Annotated in this window: 20 protein-coding genes; 11 read left to right on the top strand and 9 right to left on the bottom strand. The window is 42.8% G+C overall.

The window, feature by feature from the left end; translation table 11 throughout:
• Positions 1 to 46: 46 nt before the first annotated feature.
• From DWX23_RS16725 to DWX23_RS16740, 4 genes are all read right to left on the bottom strand, one after another.
• Complete coding sequence (locus DWX23_RS16725; protein WP_122375322.1) at positions 47 to 1,651, bottom strand: RagB/SusD family nutrient uptake outer membrane protein; 1,605 nt, start codon at positions 1,649 to 1,651, stop codon at positions 47 to 49.
• A gap of 19 nt (positions 1,652 to 1,670) precedes the next feature.
• Positions 1,671 to 4,751 carry a TonB-dependent receptor gene (locus DWX23_RS16730; protein ID WP_122375366.1) on the bottom strand — a complete coding sequence of 1,027 codons (3,081 nt, stop codon included), beginning with the start codon at positions 4,749 to 4,751 and terminating at the stop codon, positions 1,671 to 1,673.
• Positions 4,752 to 4,922: 171 nt separating this feature from the next.
• Positions 4,923 to 6,089 carry a glycoside hydrolase family 105 protein gene (locus tag DWX23_RS16735; protein ID WP_122375323.1) on the bottom strand — a complete coding sequence of 389 codons (1,167 nt, stop codon included), beginning with the start codon at positions 6,087 to 6,089 and terminating at the stop codon, positions 4,923 to 4,925.
• A 92-nt stretch (positions 6,090 to 6,181) separates the two neighbouring features.
• Positions 6,182 to 10,270 (bottom strand): two-component regulator propeller domain-containing protein, encoded by a 4,089-nt coding sequence (locus tag DWX23_RS16740; protein WP_122375324.1) that lies wholly within the window; start codon positions 10,268 to 10,270, stop codon positions 6,182 to 6,184.
• A gap of 173 nt (positions 10,271 to 10,443) precedes the next feature.
• Between DWX23_RS16740 and DWX23_RS16745 the strand changes: the two genes are divergently transcribed.
• Positions 10,444 to 12,561 (top strand): glycoside hydrolase family 2 protein, encoded by a 2,118-nt coding sequence (locus tag DWX23_RS16745; RefSeq protein WP_122375325.1) that lies wholly within the window; start codon positions 10,444 to 10,446, stop codon positions 12,559 to 12,561.
• 87 nt (positions 12,562 to 12,648) lie between these two features.
• Here the strand turns inward: DWX23_RS16745 and DWX23_RS16750 are convergent, their stop codons facing one another.
• Positions 12,649 to 13,239: a nitroreductase family protein gene (locus tag DWX23_RS16750; protein ID WP_122352355.1), complete on the bottom strand. Its 591-nt coding sequence runs from the start codon at positions 13,237 to 13,239 to the stop codon at positions 12,649 to 12,651.
• 89 nt (positions 13,240 to 13,328) lie between these two features.
• On the opposite strand from DWX23_RS16750, the gene DWX23_RS16755 reads away from it, so the two are divergent.
• Both DWX23_RS16755 and DWX23_RS25005 read left to right on the top strand, forming a co-directional pair.
• On the top strand, positions 13,329 to 13,610 hold the full coding sequence (locus tag DWX23_RS16755) for a hypothetical protein (RefSeq protein WP_122375326.1): 282 nt from the start codon (positions 13,329 to 13,331) through the stop codon (positions 13,608 to 13,610).
• On the top strand, positions 13,607 to 13,969 hold the full coding sequence (locus DWX23_RS25005) for a hypothetical protein (RefSeq protein ID WP_199673304.1): 363 nt from the start codon (positions 13,607 to 13,609) through the stop codon (positions 13,967 to 13,969). Before DWX23_RS16755 ends, DWX23_RS25005 begins: the two co-directional genes overlap by 4 nt.
• Here the strand turns inward: DWX23_RS25005 and DWX23_RS16765 are convergent.
• A complete protein-coding gene (locus DWX23_RS16765; protein ID WP_122375327.1) occupies positions 13,960 to 14,805 on the bottom strand; it encodes an endonuclease VIII in 846 nt (281 codons plus the stop codon). The genes DWX23_RS25005 and DWX23_RS16765 overlap by 10 nt on opposite strands.
• A gap of 178 nt (positions 14,806 to 14,983) precedes the next feature.
• On the opposite strand from DWX23_RS16765, the gene DWX23_RS16770 reads away from it, so the two are divergent.
• The 4 genes from DWX23_RS16770 to map all read left to right on the top strand — a co-directional run bounded on the left by DWX23_RS16770 (position 14,984) and on the right by map (position 17,783).
• Positions 14,984 to 15,598, top strand: coding sequence for a TetR/AcrR family transcriptional regulator (locus tag DWX23_RS16770; protein WP_122375367.1), 615 nt, complete (start codon positions 14,984 to 14,986; stop codon positions 15,596 to 15,598).
• A complete protein-coding gene (locus DWX23_RS16775) occupies positions 15,591 to 16,319 on the top strand; it encodes a hypothetical protein (protein ID WP_122375328.1) in 729 nt (242 codons plus the stop codon). The genes DWX23_RS16770 and DWX23_RS16775 overlap by 8 nt, the downstream gene beginning before the upstream one ends.
• Positions 16,316 to 16,846, top strand: a complete 531-nt coding sequence (locus DWX23_RS16780; protein WP_122375329.1) for a hypothetical protein — start codon at positions 16,316 to 16,318, stop codon at positions 16,844 to 16,846. Before DWX23_RS16775 ends, DWX23_RS16780 begins: the two co-directional genes overlap by 4 nt.
• A gap of 85 nt (positions 16,847 to 16,931) precedes the next feature.
• Entirely contained in the window at positions 16,932 to 17,783 is an 852-nt protein-coding gene (gene map, locus DWX23_RS16785) for a type I methionyl aminopeptidase (RefSeq protein ID WP_122375330.1), read from the top strand.
• 165 nt (positions 17,784 to 17,948) lie between these two features.
• Here the strand turns inward: map and DWX23_RS16790 are convergent, their stop codons facing one another.
• Positions 17,949 to 18,260: a hypothetical protein gene (locus tag DWX23_RS16790; RefSeq protein WP_147382550.1), complete on the bottom strand. Its 312-nt coding sequence runs from the start codon at positions 18,258 to 18,260 to the stop codon at positions 17,949 to 17,951.
• A 434-nt stretch (positions 18,261 to 18,694) separates the two neighbouring features.
• Between DWX23_RS16790 and DWX23_RS16800 the strand changes: the two genes are divergently transcribed.
• Both DWX23_RS16800 and DWX23_RS16805 read left to right on the top strand, forming a co-directional pair.
• Positions 18,695 to 20,425 carry a serine protease gene (locus tag DWX23_RS16800; protein WP_122375331.1) on the top strand — a complete coding sequence of 577 codons (1,731 nt, stop codon included), beginning with the start codon at positions 18,695 to 18,697 and terminating at the stop codon, positions 20,423 to 20,425.
• 9 nt (positions 20,426 to 20,434) lie between these two features.
• A complete protein-coding gene (locus DWX23_RS16805) occupies positions 20,435 to 20,902 on the top strand; it encodes a hypothetical protein (protein WP_122375332.1) in 468 nt (155 codons plus the stop codon).
• Positions 20,903 to 21,139: 237 nt separating this feature from the next.
• Here the strand turns inward: DWX23_RS16805 and DWX23_RS16810 are convergent, their stop codons facing one another.
• The gene (locus DWX23_RS16810) at positions 21,140 to 22,366 is read right to left on the bottom strand and encodes a DUF763 domain-containing protein (RefSeq protein WP_122375333.1); all 1,227 of its coding nucleotides are present in this window, start codon (positions 22,364 to 22,366) and stop codon (positions 21,140 to 21,142) included.
• Between the two features lie 110 nt (positions 22,367 to 22,476).
• On the opposite strand from DWX23_RS16810, the gene DWX23_RS16815 reads away from it, so the two are divergent.
• Positions 22,477 to 22,995, top strand: a complete 519-nt coding sequence (locus tag DWX23_RS16815) for a DsbA family protein (protein WP_229801173.1) — start codon at positions 22,477 to 22,479, stop codon at positions 22,993 to 22,995.
• Between the two features lie 2 nt (positions 22,996 to 22,997).
• Positions 22,998 to 23,630, top strand: coding sequence for a hypothetical protein (locus DWX23_RS16820; RefSeq protein ID WP_122352137.1), 633 nt, complete (start codon positions 22,998 to 23,000; stop codon positions 23,628 to 23,630).
• Positions 23,631 to 23,690: 60 nt separating this feature from the next.
• Here the strand turns inward: DWX23_RS16820 and DWX23_RS16825 are convergent, their stop codons facing one another.
• Positions 23,691 to 24,368 (bottom strand): Shedu anti-phage system protein SduA domain-containing protein, encoded by a 678-nt coding sequence (locus DWX23_RS16825; RefSeq protein ID WP_122375335.1) that lies wholly within the window; start codon positions 24,366 to 24,368, stop codon positions 23,691 to 23,693.
• Positions 24,369 to 24,399 lie beyond the last annotated feature (31 nt).

Below are 24,399 nucleotides of genomic sequence, written 5' to 3' on the forward strand. Positions count from 1 at the left end.
ATATAAAGTATGTGTGACTTTTGTCACACATACTTTCATTTATCTGTTAATAACCCGGATTCTGTGGAAAATCAGCTCCCGTGTTGGAGTCGATAATCGTTTGCGGGATCGGCCATAAAGCATGATGTTCGTCGATCTGGTTGCTGTAAGAATTGTACTTTTTGGTACGTTCTACCAGCTTACCGGTACGAACCAATGTCAGACGGCGTAATTCTTCTCCTACTAATTCGCGGATACGTTCATCCAGCAGGAAGTCCATTGTAGCCTGTGAAGCAGCGATGTCCGGAGCACCGGCACGTTTACGAACGACATTGATCGCTTCGGCAGCACCGTTTGCGTTGTTCTGGCGGATACGGGCTTCGGCTAACAGCAGGTAAGTTTCAGCCAGCCGGAATTTCATACGGTCTTTGTTGTTGCCTTCATAACTCGGACTATCGTCTGTTTTTCCGTAGAAAAATTTAGTGATCACCGGATAGATGGTACATTTCGACCAGGTACTTTCCGTGACAGGAGCTTCTTTACCCAATAATTCCGGGGTTTCCGGGTTATTATAATACCAGGTCCTTTTGATATTATATTTTGAATTACGTATATCGCTGTTTGCATAGAAGTTATCTGTGTCGATCCACCATTTGAACGGAACGATCTGCGCCAGACCACGTCCACCCAGTGAGTCACACAATGTGAAACCTGTTTCATTCCAGTATTTGGGAACCCACGCGCGTTTTGTCCAGTCTTCGTATTTTCCGCCGCCGCCTGTCGTATTGTATTCGAGCTGCATCACCCAGATAGCTTCTTTGTTTCCGGAAGTACGGTTCTGATTGTATTCGATGAACATATCGGAGAACGGGTCACCCGGTAGGTCTTTCTGCGCGCCGAAACGTGTAGTCATCAACTGGAAATAACCGGAATTGATCACTTGTTGAGCGGCTTCCTCCGACTTGGCATATTCCCCGGTGAGCAAATACATTTCCGAAAGCAGGTGAAGGGCCGGCCATTTGGTCAGTTTTCCTGCTTCCACATTATCCGGATTTTCCGGAAGATTTTCTGCAGCGAACTTCAGGTCGTCTATGATATGTCCGAGAACTTCTGCTTTCGGTGTCCGGGTAAAATCGATGCGGAACTGTCCTTCGATCGTTTCCACGTAAGGTACATCCCCGTAGAGGTAAACGAGATAGCGGTAAGCATAGGCACGGAAGAAACGGGCTTCTGCCTGGAAACCTACTTTATCGGTAGGAGCATTCCAGTTCTCATTCTTATCAGCATAGGTCAGTAACTCGTTTACATTCGCGATCAGGCCATATGACCATTTCCAATAGTTCTCAACGAATGTAGTGGAAGAGGTGTAAGACAAATTTTCAAAAGGCAGTAAAGAACCGTCCTTATGACCGGTGTAGACGATATCGGTAGCTACCTGGAATGCTTCGTAAGGACAGGCCTGACTCAGGGATGCAGTGCCGCCTCCCCATGTGTTGAACTCGGAACGGGCCCAGCCGTACAGACCGTTAACCCCTACCTGGAAACCGTAAGTGCTGGTATAAGTATTGTCCGGAGCCAGTTCTTTTTTTAGATCTTCATCTAAAAAATCGGAACAGGATGTTCCTGAGAATAATAAAAGTGTTGCTGCGGCAACTTTCAATATATTTTTCATATCTGTATTCATTTATGGATTAGAAAGTAAGATTTAAACCTAACATGTATGAACGGGCAGTCGGGTAGGTATAAATGATATTGGCATTTGTATCCGTACCGTCGAAGTTCAATGCGTTCTTTACGTTGCTGAATGTACATACGTTATTAATACTGGCATTTACGTTCAGGGCGGCGATACCTACCTTGTTCAACAGGGATTGCGGGATATTGTAACCTAGCGTGATGTTCTTCAACTGAACATAATTCATTTTCTTATAGAATGTATGTTTGTCGTAAGGCACATAACCCGGTGAGGTCATTTCGTTTGTCGGATTTTCCGGTGTCCAGTAGTCCATGCCGTCGATATAGTTGTATCCGAGAGACCAACGTTCGAAGTTGTAATCCTGCATTTCTTTGGTAACGCCGAATACGCCGTTGAACAGGAACGAGAATGTGAAATCTTTGTAGTTGATCGTGTTGCCTAAAGACATCGTGAAGCTCGGCAGTTTGGAACCGATGATCATTTTATCCTTTGCCGTAATTTTACCGTCACCGTCCCGGTCTTCCAGCTTGGCAGAACCCGGCGCTGCTCCTTTTTGGTATTCTTCCCCCTTTTCATTCAGGTATTTTTTCTGTGTGGCGTCCCAGGCGATGGTATGGCCGTTCAGTTCGAAGCTGTCATTTTCCTGCCAGGTACCCAACACGTTGTAGTCGTAATGGACTTTCACCGGTTCGCCGATAAACCATTTGTTGGTCAGGTCATCGTTACCGTCACCACGCAGTTCGACGATCTTGTCACGATTCAGAGCGAAGTTGAAGCTTGATCCCCAGCGGAAGTCTTTTGTTTCCACATTTACAGAGTTCAATGTAATTTCGACCCCTTTGTTGCGGGTTTTACCCACGTTGTCCATGATAGAGTTATAGCCGTTCATAATAGGTACGGTACGTTTCATCAACAGGTCGGATGTATTGGAAACGTAAACATCGATATTACCGGACAGGCGGTTGTTGAGGAAGCTGAAGTCGAGACCTGCATTGAATGTGCGGGTTGTTTCCCATTTCAGGTTCGGGTTACCTACACCGTCATAAGGGAGGTAAACACCATTCACGGCTGTACTTTTATCCCCGTAGATATAAGTTGTCAGTGAAAGACGGTCCAATGTCTGATAGGCTTTGATCGCCTGATTACCGTTAGAACCCCATGAAAGACGAAGTTTCAACATACTCAATACGTCGGCAGTACTTTCCATGAAGCTTTCCTGTGAAATATTCCATGCTGCTGCTACCGATGGGAAGAAAGCATATTTGTTATTTTCACCAAAAGCTGAATAACCGTCGGAACGACCGGTAAACGTCAGCAAATATTTGTTGGCGAAGTTGTAGTTGACACGTAACATATAGGATAACATAGCGGTTTCGGTCAATTCTGATTTCAGAATCTTGTTCTCTTCTGCTCCAGCCATATTATGGTATTCGGAATCGTCATTAACGAAGCTGGTACCGGATTGTTCGGACTTTTGCAGATTGGTCTGTTGTAAACTGAACAGGGCTGTCGCGTCGATTTTATGTCTTCCGAATTCACGGTTGTATTTCAACAAGTTTTCCCAGGTGTAATCCCAGTAATGTTCGTTTATGATTTTAGCGGAACCGTTTTGCTCACGTCCTGTAAGTGTATTACGTCCGTAGTATTCACCTTCGAATTTAGAGCGATAGTTGTAACCGAAGTTTGTGCGGAAAGACAAGCCTTTCACCGGCAACATCGCATCTGCAAATGTGGAGATGAAAATGTTACGTGATGTCTTATCACTGGTTGCGTTCATATTGGCGAACGGGTTCGGATGTAATGTCTCATCCATCGGATAGTCGCGTAAAGAACCGTCGGTGTTGTACATTTTTCCGTAAGGTGACTGGAGCATCGCATCGGATATACCTGCCTGCATGCCACCATATTCTTTTTGTATAGCTTGAGTTCCCATACCTATTGTCAGCCAGCTGCCTAACTTCTGAGTGATATTCAGAGAGATGTTCGTTCGTTTTACACCGGTATCTTCGACCACACCTTCCTGGTTCAGGCGTGAGATAGATGCCATGTAAGTGGTGGCATCCGTACCACCGGAGATACTGATCTGATGGCTGTTAGTCAGGGCGGTCCGGAAAATCATATCCTGCCAGTCTGTTTCAATGCCATTCTGGTAGTTTTCCTTTTCGATCGCTCTTAATACATCGTCTACGGTCGGGTTTTCGATACCTTTCCATACTGCGTACTGAGCCTGTAGGTATTTGATATAATCGGAACCGTTCATCATATTAATATGACGTTCCGGTTGTGAGAAACCGATCTGTCCTTTATAAGTTACAGAAGCAGCTCCTCTTTTACCTTTCTTTGTCTGGATAAGGATAACCCCGTTAGAACCGCGTGAACCATAGATCGCTGCGGAAGAGGCATCTTTCAGGACTGACATGTTTTCAATGATGTTCGGGTCGATATCTCCGAGTGATCCACTGTAGGGAATACCGTCGAGTACAACCAACGGAGCATTATCGGCTGTCAGCGAGTTTTCGCCACGTACACGCAGGGTCTGGTCTTCCGACGGACTCGCTTTGCTTGTCGTGATGTTCAGACCGGCAACCTGCCCCGCCAGTTTATCCAACAGGTTGTTGGTTGTTACCATCTGAAGCTTTTCTTCTCCAACGGCAACAATACCACCGGTTAAGTCGGATTTCTTTTGCGAACCGTAACCGATCACAACAACGTCTTCCAGACCGATTGCATCGTCTTTTAATACAATGTTCAACATTTTTGCTCCTGTCACTTTGATCTCTTGTGTCTGACAACCGATGTAAGAAATTACGAGGGTTGAGTTCTGAGGCACATCAAGAAAGAATTTACCATCCACATCGGTAATTGTACCCATTGTAGTACCTTTTACCAATACATTTGCTCCGATGATCGGAAATTTGTCGGCTTCTCCAATAACAGTACCAGAAATCTTAACATCTTGTGCAAAAACCTGCACTGATAAAGATGTAAGAAGAATAAATAATAAAGAAAGAAATCTACTCTTTCTTTTGGCTGCCTCCCCTGTAAGAAGAGGTAGCGCATTGAAAAATCTTCTCATGCTTTCCATAATAATTTTGCGCATTAAATAATTTAAGTAATAAAATAAAGTAAAGTGGTTTACTAATTTTGGGTCAAAAGAATGAATTATACATATTGTGTGCGGACAAATATGTCTCAAAAGGACGTATTATTGTCTCAATACGCTAAAAAACATGTATTTTATGTGGCTTTATTTGTTAAAATTATAAATCTCGCATGCGGCCATCAGAAAAGCGCCTGTTCCGTATAATTCTGTCATATCACGAGTCACTTTGCGCGGATCGGCACCGACAGGCTGTACCCATCCCAGTTTACCGTCCGGTTCTACTGCCGAGACAAGAGCTTTCCATCCTTTTTCGATAACGGGAAGGTATTTATCTGCCGGAAGATACCCATGATTCACCCCGTATGCAAGACCATAGACGATAAAACCGGTCGCACTGGTTTCCGGCGACGGATAACTTTCCGGGTCCAACAGGCTGGCATGCCAATAGCCGTCTTTGCTTTGCAGTCCGGCTAGCCGTTCGCTTATTTCCTGAAACAACTGGAGGTAAAAGGGACGATATTCCGTATCATCGACAGGTAATGTTTTCAATATTTCTGCCAGACCGCCGATCACCCAGCCGTTTCCGCGTCCCCAAAAGACTTTTTTGCCGTTTGCCTCTTTCTGACCGAAATAGCGGCTATCACGGAAAAAGAGTTTTTCATCTTTATCGTATAAATGATTGTAAGTGGCTTTAAATTCGGTATCGGCGAACATCATATATTTTTTATTGCCGGTGAGGGTGTAAAGGCGGGTATAAACGGCGGGAGCCATGAACAAGGCATCGCACCAGGACCATCTTTCATAGGTGACAGGTTTGCTATAATCGATATCCAATCCTCCTTTGGATGGATTATTGATGACCCAGTCGATGCGGGCCAGGGTAGGGAGAAGCATTTTTTCTTCCTTGTACTTATTATACATATCCAGATAAGTCTGTGAGACACAAATGTCGTCGGCATGATACATCCGGTCGGCTACCTGCCAGTGCTGGCGGTTGAAGACCTTTTTCAGCCAGTCGAAGTATTGGGTATCGCCACAGAGTTCGGCCCAGTCGTACATTCCCAAATAGAGAGCACCGGCGATCCAACCTTTGGGTTCGCTGATTGCATATTTATTGTTGGGAAACTCTTTGATCTGCCAGTCGGCAACTTTTCCGGCAACCGATAATATTTCCTGTTTATCAAAGCCTGACCGGGTGTTTTGTTCGATAGAAGGGCTGACGGCCGTTTCTGCAATCAGATTTACGGGCAACAAGGTGGCGGCACTCAGCCCGGCCAGTGCTGCCATGTGTTTTAATGACAATGAATACATAGTTTCTTTTATTAATGATTAACAATAGCCAAAAGAATAAAAGAACTGCATTTGGGATAAGTATAATTATCCCAAATGTGAGTATAAATGTCTCATTGTTTACTTTCCTGATATTCGGTCGGTGACATTCCATAAACCGTCTTAAAACTTCGGGCAAAATAAGAGCGGCTACTGAAACCTACATGCTGGGCTACTTCAGACACATTCATACTCGATTCTTTAAGTAGCTTTGCTCCGGCTTCCAGGCGTATATTCTTGATAAGCTCGATAGGGGATAAGCCGGTAACGGCTTTCACTTTCCTGTAAAAGTTTGCCCGGCTCATACCCAAAGCCTGGTAGATCACTGACACGTCCAGTTCCTGATTGGATATATTGGCTTTCACAATATCTATGTATTGACTGAGGAAGTCGTTGTTCTCTTCCGGTTCTTCCACACCGAGCTGTTTCAGTGTCGATGATTCTCCGTAGATATTTTTCATTTTCTCCCGGAGTGAGAGGATATTTTTTATACGGGCTTTCAGTAAAGAGACCTGGAACGGTTTTACGATATAATCGTCTGCTCCTGCTTCCAGCCCTTCTTCAATTTGTGAGACCATCGATTTAGCTGTTAACAGAATGACCGGAATATGACAGAAGTTTTGATCTTCTTTGATTCTCATGCAGAGTTCCAGTCCGTTCATTTCCGGCATCATCACATCACTGATAACGATATGCGGATACGTTTTATCTATTTGTTCAAGAGCATCTTTTCCATTGATCGCCTTCATGACAATGTAGTCGTGTTGGAGTTGCTGTTCCAGATATTCCAATACTTCCTGATTATCGTCAACCAGTAAGACTGTTTGTTTATTACGGGTTTCTGTTTCTTCAACCAGCAACGCTACTTTCTTATTGATCTCGGAAGGATATGAATGGGAAACGTCATTAGCCTGCTCTTTTTGCTTTTCTGTATCCGGCAGGAGTATCATAAAGCAAGTGCCTTTTCCCTCGGTACTTGTAGCCCAGATAGATCCCTGGTGTTGCTGGACGATGGAACGAGTCAGGCTAAGGCCGATACCGGTACCGGATACCTGTTTGTAGATATCTTCTTTGGCACGGTAGAATGGCTCGAATATTTTATCGGCTTCTCCCTGGTTGAATCCCATTCCGGTATCTGTTATTTCGATAAACAGGTAACTGCTTTCTATCAAAGTTGAAACTTGCTGTTCCGGGAACATCGGTAAACCTTCGCAATAGGGCTGGGCTATTTGCCGTATGCGAATGGTTACCTGACCACCGGACGAAGTGAATTTGAATGCATTGGACAACAGATTGAAAAAGACTTTTTCGATCTCCGCCTCATCGTAACAAGTGAAGAATGATTCCGGCAGCTTATTATCCAGTGTGAAAGTAATCTCCCGGTTCGCTGCAACACTTTCGAATGAATGATACATTTCCTGTATGAACGCACTAAAATTAAAACGAGTCTTCTGGAGGATTGTTTTTCCGGCTTCATATTTCTGGATATCCATTAAATTGTTTACCAGCAGTAACATTCTTCCTGTATTTTTCTTGATCAGTTGCAAGGCATCTTTCACTTCCGGAGAGAAGGTTACCCGTTGAAGAAGATCATTCAACGGATTAATGATCAATGTAAGGGGTGTTCTCAGTTCATGTGAGAAGTTGGTGAACATCCGCATCCGTTCTTCATGCAGTTCGTTCATCCGTTCCTGTTCCAGCTCCCTGTATTTTTCTTCCCGTTCCCGTTCGTGTTTGAGGTGTTGCCGCTGCACGATCCATATAACGATTAGGGATATGATACACAAATAGATCAGGTAGGCCCACCACGTTTTGTAGAATGGAGGATTGACGGTGATATGCAGTATTGCTTCCTGGGTATTCCAAATGCCGTCGTTGTTGGCTGCTTTTACCCGGAAAGTATATTTTCCGGGTGATAGATTACTGTAATAAGCTTCCCGGCGATGACCGATATTATGCCAGTTATGGTCGGCTCCTTCCATTATATAAGCGTAGGAATTATCCTGAGAATGGATAAAGTTTAAGGCTGAATACCGGATCGTGATATTTCCCTGGTTGGCTTCAAGTGTGACGTTATTATCATACTGCAGAGGCAATAACTCCTGATAGGTTGCTTGCCCTTCCGGATCTTCCTGAGTGTTTATAAGCAATGAGGTTATATAAACTGGGGGAATATTGGGATTCGTTATCACTTTTTGCGGATTGATCGCCAGTATTCCTTTATTTCCCGGGAAATAGAGGGTTCCGTCTTTCGATACACAATTATTGGCATAGAGTGTGTATTCTTGTGTCGGACTGTCAATGGGGCTGATCAGTTCAAATTTATTTTCCGGACGGTTTAATTTATATAGTTCTTTAACGGTGACCACCCATATATCGCCATTCTTATCGATGGATAGCGAATTGATGTAACTTTCCGACAGTCCATCCTCTTTCTGATAATTCTGTATTAAGTTCAACTCTTTATCCAGCCGGAATAAACCACCTTTGGTGGTGGCTATCCATATGTATTGTTCGACATCTTTCAATGCACCGGTGATACTTCCTAATCGTTTGTTTTTCTCACCGTTCTGTAACCGGGCAGTGAGGTCCGTTACTGTTTCTTCGTTCATGTCATAGACGAAAACACTATCGCTGATCGCACCAAATAAAAAGATATCCTGTTCGAGTTCTTTGATCAGGCACATTCCTTTGAATTGTTTTTCTCTGCCATCGACATTGAATTTATTGATTGTTTTCCCTTTATCGACCATAACCGTCTGGCTTGGAGTATTGGTCGGAATCCATAACCGTTTTTTGCTATCAATATATAAGGTATTAATGTCGTTATATTTATAGTCATGTATTTTTTGATATTGTTTACTATGAATCGAAAAGAGATAAACAGACCCGAAATGGGTCGCACAAAAAATAGAATCTCCCTGTATCAAAATGGATTTGAGGATATTTATTTCATAATTCCCGGCTTGTAACGGTTTAATGGGATAGATCCTTTGTTCCTCATTGTTCGGATTATAATAAAGTAATCCGGCTCCTTCCGTTGCGAACCACATATTACCGTCGTTATCTTCCTGGCCTTGTCCTATGATACCGGCAAAGGCATTCGGCGTGATGAATGAGGTCGGTTTATAAAACGGGCTGTGGTAATTGACTCCGGCAGAATAGGTTCCGACCCATAATGTTTGATCACGGTCGATTAGCATGCTGTGAATGGAGTAATGGCTGAGTGCCCCCTTTGCATTCATGTCCATATCGATGGACTTGATAATCATAGTTTGAGTATTCAGTATATTTAAACCTCTGAATGTGCCGATCAGAATAGAGTCTTTACCGAATGGAATAAGGTGACGGATCGAATTGTTATTCAGGCCGGAGTTGTCTGTGTCCAGCCGGGTAAAAGTCTCATCTTTTTTGTTATATATACATAGCCCGTGTTCATTGGTTCCAATGAAAATGTTATTATCAGGACCTTTTAATAAAGTGGATATAGTGCTATTAGGTAGTTTCTGCCGATTATTGGCGCTATCCGGAAGATAATGTTTTTTTCGTTTCCAGTCGCTGGAGAATATATATAATCCTTTGTCTTCCGTTCCGATAAAGATATCTCCGTCGTTATCCTGAATGACAGAGTGAATAGGAGCCTCGAAATTTTTCAGGAAAGACATTTCCTCTACCGTTTTATCCGGATTACATTTTAATACGCTTCGGGTGGTGAACGCATATAAATCGCCGTTGGTATGGTATAGAAAGTTATTGACGGCATTAGTCGTAATTGAGGGATTAATTGTTCTGGGATAGAAACGGGAGATCTGCTGTGTTTTATAGTCAATGCAGTTCACACCGTTGGAGGTTCCTATCCATATGTTTTTATTTTTGTCTTCGTTGATCTTGCGGATATAATTATCACTGATTGAAGCTGGGTTGTTCACTTCGTTTTGATACAGTTTAAATTCATATCCGTCATAACGGTTTGCCCCATTACGGGTTCCGAACCATATATATCCGTCCGAATCCTGGAAAATATTAAGCACTGAGACTTGGGAAAGCCCGTCTTCCACTCCCAGGTGTGAAAAGAAGAACGGGTTGTTGTTGTTTCCATAACCGGAAATGGTATGGATGAGTAAAATGATAAGTATGTGTATTTGTTTGTGTATTCTCGCCATATGTATTCAACGTGTGGTTTTGCAGGAGCAATATAGTTGTTTTTATCTGTACAAAGGTAATAAATATGGAGCTATTTGCCGAAATAGAGACGATCTTAATCGGTAATGAGATGATTTTATTAGCAGAAACGGATGCTCGGAGGTATATTTGCAACTCATTCAATTAACAAATCATGAATAAACGAGTATTAAGTTTAACCTTATTATTAGCCTGTCTGGGATTTGTGTCGATGCAGGCGGAAGGCCGGAAAGTGGAATCTTTTAATTCCGGTTGGTCATTTAAGAAGGCTCCGGCTGAAAAAGAGTTGGCTGTAAATGCCCGAAAATGGGATAGTGGTTGGTCAGAAGTGGAAATACCCCATACCTGGAATGCTAAAGATATGCAAGTACAGGCTAATAGCTTTTATGAAGGGGCTGCTTATTACAAGAAACAATATTTTTTCCCTGCGGAATTAAAGGATAAACGTGTCTTTTTACGTTTTGAAGGTGTCGGCTCTTGTTCCGAAGTGTTTGTGAACGGAGTGTTGGCTATTACCCATAAAGGAGGATACTCGGCTTTTGCTTGTGAGATCGGTCCGTTATTGAAAGCGGGAGAAGAAAATGAGATCATGGTGAAAGCGGACAATAAATCGCGTCCGGATGTGATTCCCGTCAACCATAATCTGTTCGGGGTGTATGGCGGTATCTATCGTCCGGTATGGTTGATCGTAACAGAACCGTATAACATCAGTGTGACTGATTGTGCTTCTCCGGGTGTTTATATTACCCAAAAGAATGTGTCTAAGAAACAGGCGGAGGTAAAAGTAAAGGTGAAACTGGATAACGGTACTCTGCAACCGGTCCCTGTGACTTTGCAGAATACGATCTATGACCAGGAAGGGAAACAGATTGCAACGAACAGTCAGTCTTTCGAATTGACGGCACAGGGCGAACAGGCTTACGAGTCTTCTTTCACGATCAAGAAACCGACTTTGTGGCAGGGACGTGAGAATCCTTATCTGTATAAGGTTGTCAGCCGTCTGATCAAAGACGGACAGGTGATCGATGAAATGGTACAGCCGTTAGGGTTGCGTAAATATGAGATCGTTGCCGGTAAAGGATTCTATCTGAACGGTGAGAAGTATCCGATGTATGGTGTTACCCGTCATCAGGACTGGTGGGGACTGGGTAGTGCGTTGAAGAATGAGAACCATGACTTCGATCTGGCTACGATCATGGATGTCGGTGCGACAACCGTCCGTTTTGCTCATTACCAGCAGTCAGATTATTTGTATTCCCGCTGCGACAGCCTGGGATTGATCATCTGGGCGGAAATACCGTTTGTGAACCGTGTCACGGGTCAGGAAGCGGAAAACTGCCGGAACCAGTTGCGTGAAATGATCCGCCAGAGCTTCAATCACCCGTCTATTTATGTGTGGGGACTGCATAACGAAGTGTATCAGCCGCATCAATATACCAAAGAACTGACGCAATCTCTGCATGACCTGGCTAAGACGGAAGATCCGGATCGTTACACAGTATCGGTAAACGGATATGGTCATATGGAACATCCGGTGAACCTGGTTGCCGATATTCAGGGAATGAACCGTTATTTCGGTTGGTATGAAAAGAAAATACAGGATATCAAACCCTGGGTGGAAGGATTGGAAAAAGAATATCCTCATCAGAAACTGATGCTGACCGAGTACGGTGCTGATGCCAACCTGAACCATCAGACAGAATATCTGGGAGATGCCCTAAACTGGACAAAAGAATTTTATCCGGAAACATTTGCTACCAAGACTCACGAATATCAGTGGAGCGTGATCGCGGCCCATCCGTATATCATTGCTTCTTACCTTTGGAATACGTTCGACTTCTGTGCCCCGATGTGGGTGCGTGGCGGTGTTCCGGCTCGGAATATGAAAGGACTGGTTACATTCGATCGTAAGATCAAAAAAGATTCTTATTTTTGGTATAAGGCCAACTGGAGCAAAGAACCTGTACTGTTCCTGACGCAACGTCGTAACTGGGATCGTGAGAAGAAGGAAACTTCAGTGACGGTTTATTCAAATATCGGTACGCCGAAAGTGTATCTGAACGGCAAAGAACTGGCCGGTATCCGTGAAGGTTATACGCCCGTACATTATATTATAGATAATGTGACGCTCGATATGGGTAAGAATATCGTGAAAACAGTCGTTGTGAAAGACGGCAAGACATACGAAGATGAGATCGAATGGATGTATAGCGGAGAAAAGAAGCGCGATTCGGACCAGTCGGTCAATAAAGAAGAACATGCCGGATTCTGATCTTTTTCCCGGAATTAAATGATAGATAAAATCCCGGTATTACTCCTGAAAGCCAAAAGGCAGGGGAGTGATACCGGGATTTACTTTTTACCATCCGTTGTAATGTATCTGTTTCTTGTTGAATTTATCTTTCGGCTTTTCTATTCCCGTAGGGTAACCGACCGGAATAACTGTCAGCGGAACGATATGGTCGGGAAGATGTAATGCTTCCCGTACAACATTCATCCGTTCGGGATAAGGATAGGCGGCAGTCCATACAGCTCCCAGTCCTAACGATTCGGCAGCCAGCAGTACGTTTTGTGCAGCAGCAGAACAATCCAACTGCCAGGCATTGCCGGATTTGACGGTATCGCCACATACGATAATGGCTTGTTTAGTCTCTTTCAGCATACGTGCCAGAGGTAATCCGTCTCCCATGGTATCCAGGATATCACGGTCTGTTACGATGATAAACTCCCAGGGGCGGCGGTCTCTGGATGAAGGGGCTGCCATTCCTGCACGGACTAATGTTTCCAGCTTCTCTTTTTCAACCGGCTGTTGTGTATATTTGCGTACGCTTTTGCGGTTGAAGATTGTTTCCAATGTTTGGTTTTCTTCCTGACTGTCTTTTGATTCTGTATTGCTGTTACAGGCAATCAGGATAGAGAATAATGCGATAAAAGAATATGTCCATTTCATACTGCAAACATACAAATTGAAACGGATAAAATCCGGAATTACAATAAGATTATTTCTATCTTTGTGAAGTCACTTTAAAAATCAAAATCATGTCGATCAATTCAATAAACAGGCGTCGGGAAGACTTGATAAAGCAGATCAGTCAAATAGAAGACGAAGAATTGCTGATCTCTCTGGAAGATCAGATATTTGCTTACCAACAGCAAGGTGATCGAGAGCCATTGTCATCTCCGGAGAGTTTTCAGATTCGTTCCGCAGAGCATTTTCGTAGCCTGATCGATCAGGTGCTGGAGGATGATCGGAATGGGAGGATGATAGACGGGGATGAGTTTTTTGCGGAAATGGATAAGGAATTTGAACTTGACAAATGAAAAGATTAAAGTTGATTGTATCCCCTTTAGCAAAAGGACAAACTCGGGAAATGAAGGTCTTTTATAAGACGATGTATGGTTTGCCGGTTGCCCAGAAAGTTTATGCTTCTATCAAAGAGAATATGAGAACTTTGACTAGTTATCCTGGTTTAGGATATGTGGAACCGACATTGGTGGACTACCCTCAATGTTTTCGGACTTTTGTTCAGCATCCGAATCTAAAGATCGTTTACTGGGTAGAAGTAGGTGCCGTAAAAATAGCCATGTTCTTCGATACCCGTCAGGAACCGGAAAAGCTACGTTATACCATAGAACATAGCTCCGACTGGGTATGTGAAGATATGGAACCTTACGGTTGAGTTAACTTCTGACATTCAAAGCAATAATAGATACTGCCTCCCATATAACTCTCTTTGCGTATATCTTCTCCGCAAACCGGGCAAGGCTTGCCGGTTGTATCTTTGGATAATATGGGGATATAGCGGCCTTTATTTCCGAGCAGGTCTGTTTCCGAATTACGTCCGCCTGCCTGATAGATTTCCTGAAGTGTTGCTTTAGTGCAATGAAACAACGTATCTTTCTGTTCTTCAGATAATATGTTGATACGAGTCTTAGGATGGATACGTGCTTTGAACAGGATGTCCTGTAAAACTCCGTTTCCTAATCCCGGAATTGTTTGCTCGGTCGCAAGGAAAGCCTTTGCCGTTTTCTTTTGTTTCTCCTCACTGTTTATCAGGCTCAGAAAATAGGTTTTGTCGAAAGCTTCCGAAAGCACCTGCGGTTTAGTACGTGCCCCTTCACGATAGGAGCTGAAGCTGCAATCGAAAGCACCGTCAGGAAAACACATGACTGCCCCGTACATCCGGACGGATCCCATGATACAACTCTCGTCTTCGAAAGCAATGAGCAACTGGTGTTTTTCCGGTATCTTTTCACCGGGAGCGTAGTACCGGATATTCATCCCGTCTCCGAATAATAAACGCACATCTTCTATATCTATCTCGATCAGACCACCATAAGCATGGGCTTCCCCAATTATCTTACCGGTAAGCATCCCCGAATAATTAGCCGGATCTCCATAGAACCATGCAAACTTATGAGGTGTATATCCTGCGCTGACAAATGTAATTCTTTTCCCTTTAATCGTTTGATTCATCTGCTCGGAGATGTACAAGGCTTCCGGTGCTTCTATCATTTTTAACAGGTTTATTCGTTATGTATGTTTTTACTTGGTAAACATACGAATATATCTCTGTTTAGAAAGCAACCGGATCGCTTTTTCTGAAGAAATAAATAAAATAATTAGTTTTTTCTTGTGATGTTACCGCTGGGTAACTTATGTTTGTGACCGAATGGTAACAACAGTAAGAATGATGGAAAAAGAAAGAATGAGTAAAAACAGAGAACTGACAGAGTTGGCTTTCCTGAAGGCGATAGATGACTTGATAGAGGAAGACGGTTTTGAAAACCTCGGAGTAAATGCCGTGGCAGCAAAAGCCGGATTGTCGAAGATGTTGATCTATCGTTATTTTGAATCGTTGGACGGACTGATCGTCGCCTATATTCAACGGAATGACTATTGGATCAACCTGGAGCCGGAATTGCCTGATGTAGCACATTTGGGAGACTTCGTCAAGAAGTTATTTCGTGATCAGATCACGATGTTGCGTGACAGTTACACCTTGAGACGGTTGTATCGCTGGGAGCTTTCAGCGAAAAATAAAGTAATAAAAGAGTTACGCGAAAGGAGGGAGGCAAAAGGCATCTGGCTGATTGAAGCAGTCAGCCGATTAACGAACCGGCCGAAAGAGGATATAGCCGTTATGGCGACTGTCCTGACTTCTTCCATCACTTATCTTGTCCTGCTGGAAGAAAATTGTCCGGTTTACAATGGCTTCAAACTGCAAAGTGAGACAGGCTGGGAACAACTGGAGAAAGGATTAGACCGATTGATCGATAACTGGATTAAAAATTATACAAATGAATAAGACAAGTATTTTTGCTGGAGCCTGCATGGTTTTGCTGGCTTGTTGTTCATGCAACAATGATTTGGTGGAGTATAAAAAGAATGACCTGAAAATCACGTTGGAGAAAGGCGAATCATGGTTGCATGACTTTTCCTTGTTCCTGGGAATAAACAAAAAGAATCCTCCCCAGATAGCTATATGGTTGGAAGACAGGGACGGCAACTATCTCTCTACAGTTTATGTGACCCATAAGATCGCGACCCAAAGCTGGCAAATGGCAGGTAAAAATAGAAGGAAGGAGTCTTTGCCGCATTGGAGTTACTCACGTGGAGTAAAATATGATGACGGACTGTATCTGCCGACCAAAAAAGAACCTTTTACGGATGGTCTGACAGGAGCGACCCCGCATGACGGTTTCGATGTGAAGATGCAGCCTGCGGAAGGATTGAAGCAGTTCAGAGTGAAAATAGAAATCAATCATTCCACCGATTTTAATGACAACTATCCAAAATCGGCTCAGGAGGGAGATAAGAATTATTCAGGCGGAAAGGAGGGGAGTGGACAACCTGCCGTTATCTATGCAGCGGATATCGACCTGTCGTCGGATGCTACATCGTATGTCGCTACGCTGGTCGGACATAGTTCGCCGGACGGAAGTGACGGACAGATATATCCGGATACCTCTTCCCTGACCTCCGCTTTACAGATTGTAAAACAGATCACAATAACGATCCAGCCATGAAACAATACCTGTTCGTATTTTTCTTTATTCTGATACCTTTTGTGTCAAAAGGTCAAACGGATTATAAACCTGTTCAATATCAGGTAACTGTCAGTACGGGGATTCCGATGAACACGCCTTCTGCTGTCCCGTTCGTACTGGAAGGTAAAGCGTTTTATCGTTTTAGTAATCGTTTTTCGGTCGGATTAGGGAGCGGCTTTTCCCTTTATGACGGAGATATTCTGATCCCTTTAACCGGTAATGTGCAATTCGATCTGTTGAAACCGGCCCGGTTTACTCCTTATCTCGATTGTTCGGCCGGTTATTCTTTTGCTCCTTCCGGAAAGGTGGTGGGAGGATTTTATTTGTCGCCTTCCGTCGGGGTCCGGATGAATGTATGGTCTGATAAGAAACTTTTGTTTGCTTTGGGATATGGGCTACAGGATCTAAAACGTTTACGGGAATATTCAACCTCCCATTTTGTTTCTTCTTATGAAGAATCATTGAATTATCATTGCCTTTCAGTCAAACTGGGTGTCGTTTTTTGAACTTTATTAAACTGATTTTACCTGTAAAGATTAAAAACTAATGTACCTTTGTTGTGTTATTACTAAAGAATAACGGAATAAATGTATGAGAAAAAGAAATAATTGGCAGGTAATCAAGGGCCAACCACTTACCGAACTAGATAAAAAGATTCTCTATCTCCAGAATAAAGGTCATTTGGTTCCTTCCCGGAAATTGATTAAAACAGAAGAACAGATTGAAGGTATCCGCAAAAGCGGAGTTGTAAATTCAGGAATCCTCGATTTAGTGGGAAAGGAAATAAAAGCCGGTATGTCGACCGCTGAAATAGATAAACTGGTCTATGACTATACGATTTCCCACGGGGCTATCCCGGCTCCGTTGAATTTTGAAGGATTTCCGAAAAGTGTCTGTACTTCCGTCAATGAGGTTGTTTGTCATGGAATTCCCTGTGAAAAAGAGATATTGAGAGAAGGTGATATCATCAATGTGGATGTTTCTACGATCCTGGACGGTTATTATTCGGATGCTTCCCGGATGTATATGATCGGCAAGGTTTCTCCAGAAAAAGAGAAATTGGTGCGTGTGGCAAAGGAATGTCTGGAAATAGGTGTGGAAGCTGCTAAACCCTTCGGCTATGTGGGCGATATCGGTCATGCGATCCAGAAACATGCGGAGAAGAATGGTTTTTCGGTAGTCCGTGACTTATGCGGTCATGGAGTAGGGTTGGAATTTCATGAAGAGCCGGAAGTTACCCATTTCGGCCGTAAAGGAACCGGAATGTTACTGGTCCCGGGCATGGTATTCACTATCGAGCCGATGATCAATATGGGAACATATCGTGTTTATATTGCGGAAGAAGATGGCTGGACTGTCATTACCGACGACGAACTTCCTTCCGCCCAATGGGAACATACTTTCGTGATGCGGGAAGACGGACTGGAGATATTATCCGATTAAAGTAAGTTTTATTGTTGAAATACTTATGTTTTTCTGATTAAATACTTATGTATCTGGGAACAAATACTTAAGTGTTTTAGCATGAATCCATAAGTATTTCAAACAGTACGTTGCAGGTTTCAGGTGGTTTAAATATTTATAAACCATCTGTTTATCCTGAAGGGTTTATTTTTCCTTGCATTTATGAGGCTGTATGTAATCCCATTCCTGCAGTTTCCCGTCAAGCAGACGCAACCTATAAGTTCCCTCCACATAGTCAACGTATCCAAGCGTCTCCAGATAACCTGTAGGAGTTTGTTTTACTTCCAGCCTTTTATAAGTATTACCCATAATATTTATAACATCCTGCCTTGCCATTCCCAATTCCAGTTTCTGAATATTGTTATCAGCAGCCATCGCGTTTGATAGCGTTGCTCCGCAGGAAGTTAACAGGCATATCGAAAGAACTGATAAAAGTGCATATTTAATTATATTCATGGTATGTTTGCTATCCGTTAATTTCTGACAAATAATGAACTTCCGCAATATACTACTATTATTTGATATGTGGTAGGTATCTATTGAAAATAAACATATATGTTTTGTCTGCAAAGCATATATGTTTTGAAGTCAAAAGTCCCTGGTTTTGTATTCAAAAGACCCTGGTTTTCCGAAAAAGGCGGCTGTGTAATTACTTTTCATTCCGAAGCCCCGGATATCAACGCATGAAAATGACTGAAACCTGAAACGTGTATTATTGTATCTCCCGCCATGATGTTTAATAAAGGTGATAACAAGCTCTCCGCCGTCTTTGGTTGTGAAAAGGAATAACATTTTAAGTTTCATAAGCGGATAATTTTATACTCAGACAATATGTACAAAGATAATAAAGTATTACATTTGTCGGCATATCTGATAACATGAGAAAAGAAATGAAACGAATACTATTACTTATTTTGATTTGTTGCCACCTATTACCGGCAACTGCGCAGAAAAACGCCGCTCCTAAATGGATGGACAAAAGTAAAAAAGCTGTTGTTTTAATCACTACATACGGGAAAGATGGAACCAAACTTACCTCGGGAACAGGTATTTTTGTTTCTGAAACAGGGGATGTCCTTACAGCTTACGATCTGTTCAAAGGGGCAGAAAAGGCAACGGTGACGGATGTGGAAGGAAAAATATATCCGGTTACAACGATCGTCGGTGCGGATGAATTGTATGATGTTATAAAAGTGAAAGCGGAAACTCCTAAAAAGGTACAGTTCTTTCCTATCGCTGCCGATCCGCTGGCTGTAGGTGCTGTTGCTTATTTATTACCCTATACAACAGAAAAGAAGGCTGATTTCGAACAGGGAACGATTACGGAGGTCAGCAAACTGAAAGATCCGTACAGTTACTACAAATTATCCATTCCGTTGGAAGATGCCCGGGTGAACTCACCGATATTGAATGCCGAAGGTGAAGTTTTCGGTTTGGCGCAGGCTGATGCATCCGGTAAGAAAGATGTATCGTATGCCGTTTCGGCATCTTATGTGAATAGTCTGTCTATAGCTCCCACCGATTTCCTGAATTCCGTATATAATAGTATAGGGATAAAGAAAGCATGGCCGGCAGACGTAGAGCAGGCCCAGGTCGCTTTGTTCCTGAAAGGAAGTACACAGGATGTAAAAACATATCTGGAAACATTGAATGATTTTATCGCGACGTTCCCGAGTTCCGTTGACGGCTATCTGAACCGTGCCAATCATTATGCCGGACGCCGTGCCGAACTGGCTTCTACTCCTGCCGAGCAGGATAAGTATCTGAAATTGGCGTTGGACGATATTGAAACAGCTTCCAAATACAGTAATAAAAAAGGAGATGTATATTATAATAAAGCGAAACTGATCTATAGCGTAGCTGCCACCGATACGACTTTGACCGATCCGGCATGGACTGTACAGGCTGCAATGGAAACAATTCAGAAAGCTATAAGTGAAGAGGATCTTCCGGTTTATCATCAGTTGGCGGGAGATATTCATTTCTTCCTGAAAGAATTCGACCAGGCTTATAACGAATATATGATCGTGAACAATAGTGACCTGGCATCGCCTAACTCTTTCTATTGGGCTGCTAAGGCTAAGGAAAATACACCCGGATTCAATATCGGAGATGTGATCGCCCTGCTGGATAATGCTGTAGAAAAGTGTGGGTTACCGCTTACATCTGATGCCGGTCAGTTTATTCTGGAGCGTGTGGACTGGAAACTCCGTCTGTCACAGTATGCAGAAGCGGTCGAAGATTATGACTTGTATTATAAAGCAATGAACGGCAGTGTCGGCAGCGATTTTTATTTCTACCGCGAACAGGCTAAATTCCGTGCCGGCGATATGGATGGTGCTTTGGCTGATATCAAAGAAGCTGTTCGCCTGAGTCCGGATATCCCGGATTACCGTGCGGAAGAAGCATCTGTGTATGTTCGTTTGAAAAACTATACGGAAGCATTGGCATGTATTGATGAGGCATTGAAGGTTGCTCCTGATTTTGCAGCTTGTTATCGTCTGAAAGGTATTTGTTATGTACGTATGGAAAAGAAAGCAGAAGCCTGTGAAGCCTTGAATAAGGCAAAAGAACTGGGTGATCCGTTAGCTGAAAGACTGATAAAGGAACATTGTAAATAAGGACCGGATATGAATAACGTGAAAAGTATTTTCATTATTGCAGCTGTGGGCTTGTGCCTGATCGGTACAAGTGGTTGTAAAGGTAAGTCGGAGCAGGGGGGAGATCAAACAGTAGAGAAGACAGGAACCCGTGCGAAAGTTAAGGCGACTCTTTTTGATAAATCACTTCCCGAGATCAAGGAATTTGTCAATGGAAAGTGGGAATTGGTCAGCGGCCAGAACGCCGGTCAGCTTTGCGAGTTTGAAAATACTTTCATTGTATTTGACGGTGATAAATATATCTGGTCGGAAGATGGCAAAGACGAACCCGGCGATCTGAACTGGCGGAAAGCTGATACGGGGGTAGGATACGAAGCCTATCTGATGGATGTCTTTTATGCAACCAATCCGGCTTATCCGTTGTCGATAAGCGGCGATACCTTGTTTATCCAGGATTGTACGGAGACTGGGTATAAATATACGTTGGTACGACGCTAGCTATAACAAGTGCTTTCGGTTTTAACAGGCAGTATCGGCAATCATAAGAGAACGCTTTGCGTTCTCTGAAAGGCCTCAGCTGGTGAGCGTTAAGCGCAGCATCCGTAGAGAGCGTCCGGAGCATCCGCTGTTTGAGCGCAGCGAGTTTCGGAGGCGACAGCGAACGCAGGATGTGGAGTAGCGAGGCAGGTGCAGCCTTGAACTTTTGGTTACTTTTCTTTCAAGAGAAAAGTAACTTTAATCCCACAGACTTAATTGTATTCCCCCTTCCCCTTTGTCCTCTTTTTTCTTTACGGGCTTTTTTGCATCTCCGAAAACAGTTTTTCCTTTGTATTTGTAAGAGTTATCCCGTTCGTATTGTACCCAATCATCGAAATAGTTGTTGGGCGTATAGCCTTTTTCCATCTCCTGTGATATTTTGGAAAGGTTCTTTAGTGCATCGGACTTGTCTTTCTCTCCGAGATGTGCCTTATGGATTGCATTGTTAAACACTTCAATAGTCTCATCATAAACACTTGTCGGAACCGGGAACGGATGCCCGTCTTTTCCCCCGTGGGCAAAAGAGAAACGTGCCGGATCGGAGAACCGGGAAGGCGTCCCATGTATCACTTCGCTGACTAAAGTGAGTGATTGTAATGTTCTTGGTCCCACTCCCTCCAACAAAAGAAGCGATTCCATATCGGATATATTTGTTTCATGAGCCAGAATCAGAGCTGCTCCCAGCCGTTTAAGATTTACATCTTCAGCTTTTACCTCATGGTGATTGGGAAGGATAATGGAAACTTCGCGCATCAGCTTGTCGGGGGATTCTTTTGTCAGTTCAACAATACCCTCTTTTGTCGGTGCAGCCAGTTTATCCGTCAGATTGAGAATCAATCCCTGGTTCCTTCCGCAAACAGAAGTATGCGGCTCTTCCATAAAAGAACGGAGTGAAGACGAAAGCCAGTGATAACGCCGTGCCATGCGTTCATTCGGGTTCATCCCCTGTTGGATGACAGACCAGTCGCCCTCTTTGGTAACGATAAATGTATGCAGATAAAGCTGAAAACCATCCTGTACTGCTGTGTTATCGACCTTAGCTGCCAGCTTGCTGTGTCTTACCAATTCATTCCCGTTTAATCCGGTTTTGTTGGCTACCTCCAGCAATTGATTAGGTGTTTCTCTCGAAAACTTACCTCTTCCTCCGCAAATATAAACACCAAGTTCTTCTGAACGGTAATTGATCGCTTTTCTCAGGGCATTCATAACAGACGTTGTAATACCAGACGAATGCCAGTCCATTCCCAGCACGCAACCTAACGACTGAAACCAGAACGGGTCACTCAGGCGTTGCAGCAAAGCCGGACGTCCGTATTCGATGATGATGGCTTCTGCAATAGCTCCGCCAAGCAGGCTCATTCGTTCGGCCAACCAGGGGGGAACGGTCCCGTAATGTAATGGTAAATCTGCTGTACCTCTTTTCATAGATGCGAAGATAGCTAAAAAACAGGATCGGTTCAGTTAATGAAATGCTAATATAAACAACAAAAGAAAAGTCTGTGATGTTATTAATTAGAAATCAAATAGTAACAGCTATGTATTTGGAAGTAAATAAGAACGATCACGTTCAAGGTCCGGTCAATGCACCGATAGAATTAATTGAGTATGCTGATTATCAGTGTCCTTATTGTAGAAAAGCTTATCATATAGTAAAAGATATACAGAAGAAACTTGGTGACAAAGTGCAGTTTGTTTTTCGTAACTTCCCGTTGACGGAGTTACATCCGCACGCTTTGCATGCTGCTATTGCAGCAGAGATCGCAGCTTCTCATGGCAAGTTCTGGGAAATGCACGACCTTCTTTTTGAAAATCAGAATGCGTTGGATGACTATTATCTGCTGGAATATGCTAAGAAGTTAGGAATAAATGCTGCAGAGTTTGAAACGGATTTCGGCAAAGACCGTTTCTATCAGAAAGTAAAAGATGACTACGATTCCGGATTGGAAAATGACGTACAGGGAACGCCTACTTTCTTCGTTAATGGTGAAGTCTTTGACGGGAACTGGACGACTTCCGAATTCATCGAATATCTGGAGTCTTTAATTTCAAAATGAAAATGAAAAAAATAAGTTTGATCATACTGACCTCTTTCTTGTTGGTAGCTTGCGGAGCATATAAATATCTGGATTTGGGTATGTTGACCACGGGTATGACTGTTGCCGAGGTGGAGAACATGATGGGACCTCCTAACCGGGTATTGGCTGTAAACAAGAAAGATGGTTATGTGCAGGAAGTTTTGGAATATCGGACAGCCCGTGATGAAGTGTATGCGTTGGAGTTCTGGGATAATTATCTGACAGGATATGAATATTTGTATGACGATGTGACCTATATTCCACCGGTAGCTCCTCCGATGATATTTCCGGATTATGGTCGTCCTATTTATATTTACCCTCCGGACCATCATCATCCGAATCGTCCGAACAAGCCTAATCGTCCCGGTTCGAATCGCCCGGAGTCCAATCGACCAAGTCGTCCGGAGTCAAACAGACCCGGCTCGAATCGTCCCGAATCGAATAGGCCAAGCCGTCCGGAAACCAATCGTCCGCAGACAAAACCTTCAGAAGTTACCCGTCCGTCGAATAGCGGAACAAGTAATCGTACGGAACAATATAGAAATCCAACGAATAGTGAGTCAAAAACGAATGACAGATCAAATACAAACGGAAGGAATGGGGGACGAAGATAGTAAGTCTTTATTCCATCATTTATTTGTGAATAGGTATAAACATTATTAAATTGAATATATTCATGAATGATTTTTAGTTACTTCAATTTCTCTGATTAACCAACTGAAGGTTCTAATTTCAAATCTTTTAGACATTAAATCATTGAAAGATTTTTTTAGATTTTGTTTTCTTTTATCGTTAAATTCATCTTCGCTTCCAATTAACATAATACCTTTAGGGTTATTGAAGTCTTTGAATCCAAAGTGATCTCTTAGATGCCCTTGAATTTTATCAGACATAGATACATATTCTAATAATTGACATATTCCTTTATTTGCAGTATCAGAGAAATGTAACGCACCTTTGTCTACAAAAATATTATCTTTAGGACTTTTAATTTCAATAATCCACCATTGCCATCCATCTGAATTTTGTCCTCCTATAATAAAATCAGGAATAAGCCCTTTGTTTTTATTTTTAACATGTGGAGTTATTTCTTGTTTGGAATAGACTGTAAATCCATGATTCGCAGTTCTATATAAGCCAAGTAAATGTCCGAATATTTGAGGATTCTTTTCTAGAAAAATATGCATTTCAGTTTCTGAAACTTTATTTATAACTAATGAATGCAGTTCCTTTAAGATTTCATTTTTGATAGCTTCTCTTCTGAACTCTTTTGAAGGATATTCATGCTTAAGTTTATTGAAAAATTTTTCGTTTAGTTTTAATAGGTAGTCTGTATTAAAAAAGTCATTCATGATTCTTTTGATGTATAATTTAGTTTAAAGA

Origin of the sequence: Parabacteroides sp. AF18-52, from assembly GCF_003479145.1 — a bacterium.
Classification (GTDB): Bacteria; Bacteroidota; Bacteroidia; order Bacteroidales; family Tannerellaceae; genus Parabacteroides; species Parabacteroides faecis.

Coding starts and splice junctions, on each gene's coding strand:
- DWX23_RS16740 (WP_122375324.1), bottom strand. CDS start 10,270: ATGGCGAGAATACACAAACAAATACACATACTTATCATTTTACTCATC.
- DWX23_RS16750 (WP_122352355.1), bottom strand. CDS start 13,239: ATGAAATGGACATATTCTTTTATCGCATTATTCTCTATCCTGATTGCC.
- map (WP_122375330.1), top strand. CDS start 16,932: ATGAGAAAAAGAAATAATTGGCAGGTAATCAAGGGCCAACCACTTACC.
- DWX23_RS16815 (WP_229801173.1), top strand. CDS start 22,477: ATGTATTTGGAAGTAAATAAGAACGATCACGTTCAAGGTCCGGTCAAT.
- DWX23_RS16820 (WP_122352137.1), top strand. CDS start 22,998: ATGAAAAAAATAAGTTTGATCATACTGACCTCTTTCTTGTTGGTAGCT.
- DWX23_RS16725 (WP_122375322.1), bottom strand. CDS start 1,651: ATGAAAAATATATTGAAAGTTGCCGCAGCAACACTTTTATTATTCTCA.
- DWX23_RS16765 (WP_122375327.1), bottom strand. CDS start 14,805: ATGATAGAAGCACCGGAAGCCTTGTACATCTCCGAGCAGATGAATCAA.
- DWX23_RS16755 (WP_122375326.1), top strand. CDS start 13,329: ATGTCGATCAATTCAATAAACAGGCGTCGGGAAGACTTGATAAAGCAG.
- DWX23_RS25005 (WP_199673304.1), top strand. CDS start 13,607: ATGAAAAGATTAAAGTTGATTGTATCCCCTTTAGCAAAAGGACAAACT.
- DWX23_RS16800 (WP_122375331.1), top strand. CDS start 18,695: ATGAAACGAATACTATTACTTATTTTGATTTGTTGCCACCTATTACCG.
- DWX23_RS16735 (WP_122375323.1), bottom strand. CDS start 6,089: ATGTATTCATTGTCATTAAAACACATGGCAGCACTGGCCGGGCTGAGT.
- DWX23_RS16805 (WP_122375332.1), top strand. CDS start 20,435: ATGAATAACGTGAAAAGTATTTTCATTATTGCAGCTGTGGGCTTGTGC.
- DWX23_RS16810 (WP_122375333.1), bottom strand. CDS start 22,366: ATGAAAAGAGGTACAGCAGATTTACCATTACATTACGGGACCGTTCCC.
- DWX23_RS16790 (WP_147382550.1), bottom strand. CDS start 18,260: ATGAATATAATTAAATATGCACTTTTATCAGTTCTTTCGATATGCCTG.
- DWX23_RS16730 (WP_122375366.1), bottom strand. CDS start 4,751: ATGAGAAGATTTTTCAATGCGCTACCTCTTCTTACAGGGGAGGCAGCC.
- DWX23_RS16770 (WP_122375367.1), top strand. CDS start 14,984: ATGGAAAAAGAAAGAATGAGTAAAAACAGAGAACTGACAGAGTTGGCT.
- DWX23_RS16825 (WP_122375335.1), bottom strand. CDS start 24,368: ATGAATGACTTTTTTAATACAGACTACCTATTAAAACTAAACGAAAAA.
- DWX23_RS16745 (WP_122375325.1), top strand. CDS start 10,444: ATGAATAAACGAGTATTAAGTTTAACCTTATTATTAGCCTGTCTGGGA.
- DWX23_RS16780 (WP_122375329.1), top strand. CDS start 16,316: ATGAAACAATACCTGTTCGTATTTTTCTTTATTCTGATACCTTTTGTG.
- DWX23_RS16775 (WP_122375328.1), top strand. CDS start 15,591: ATGAATAAGACAAGTATTTTTGCTGGAGCCTGCATGGTTTTGCTGGCT.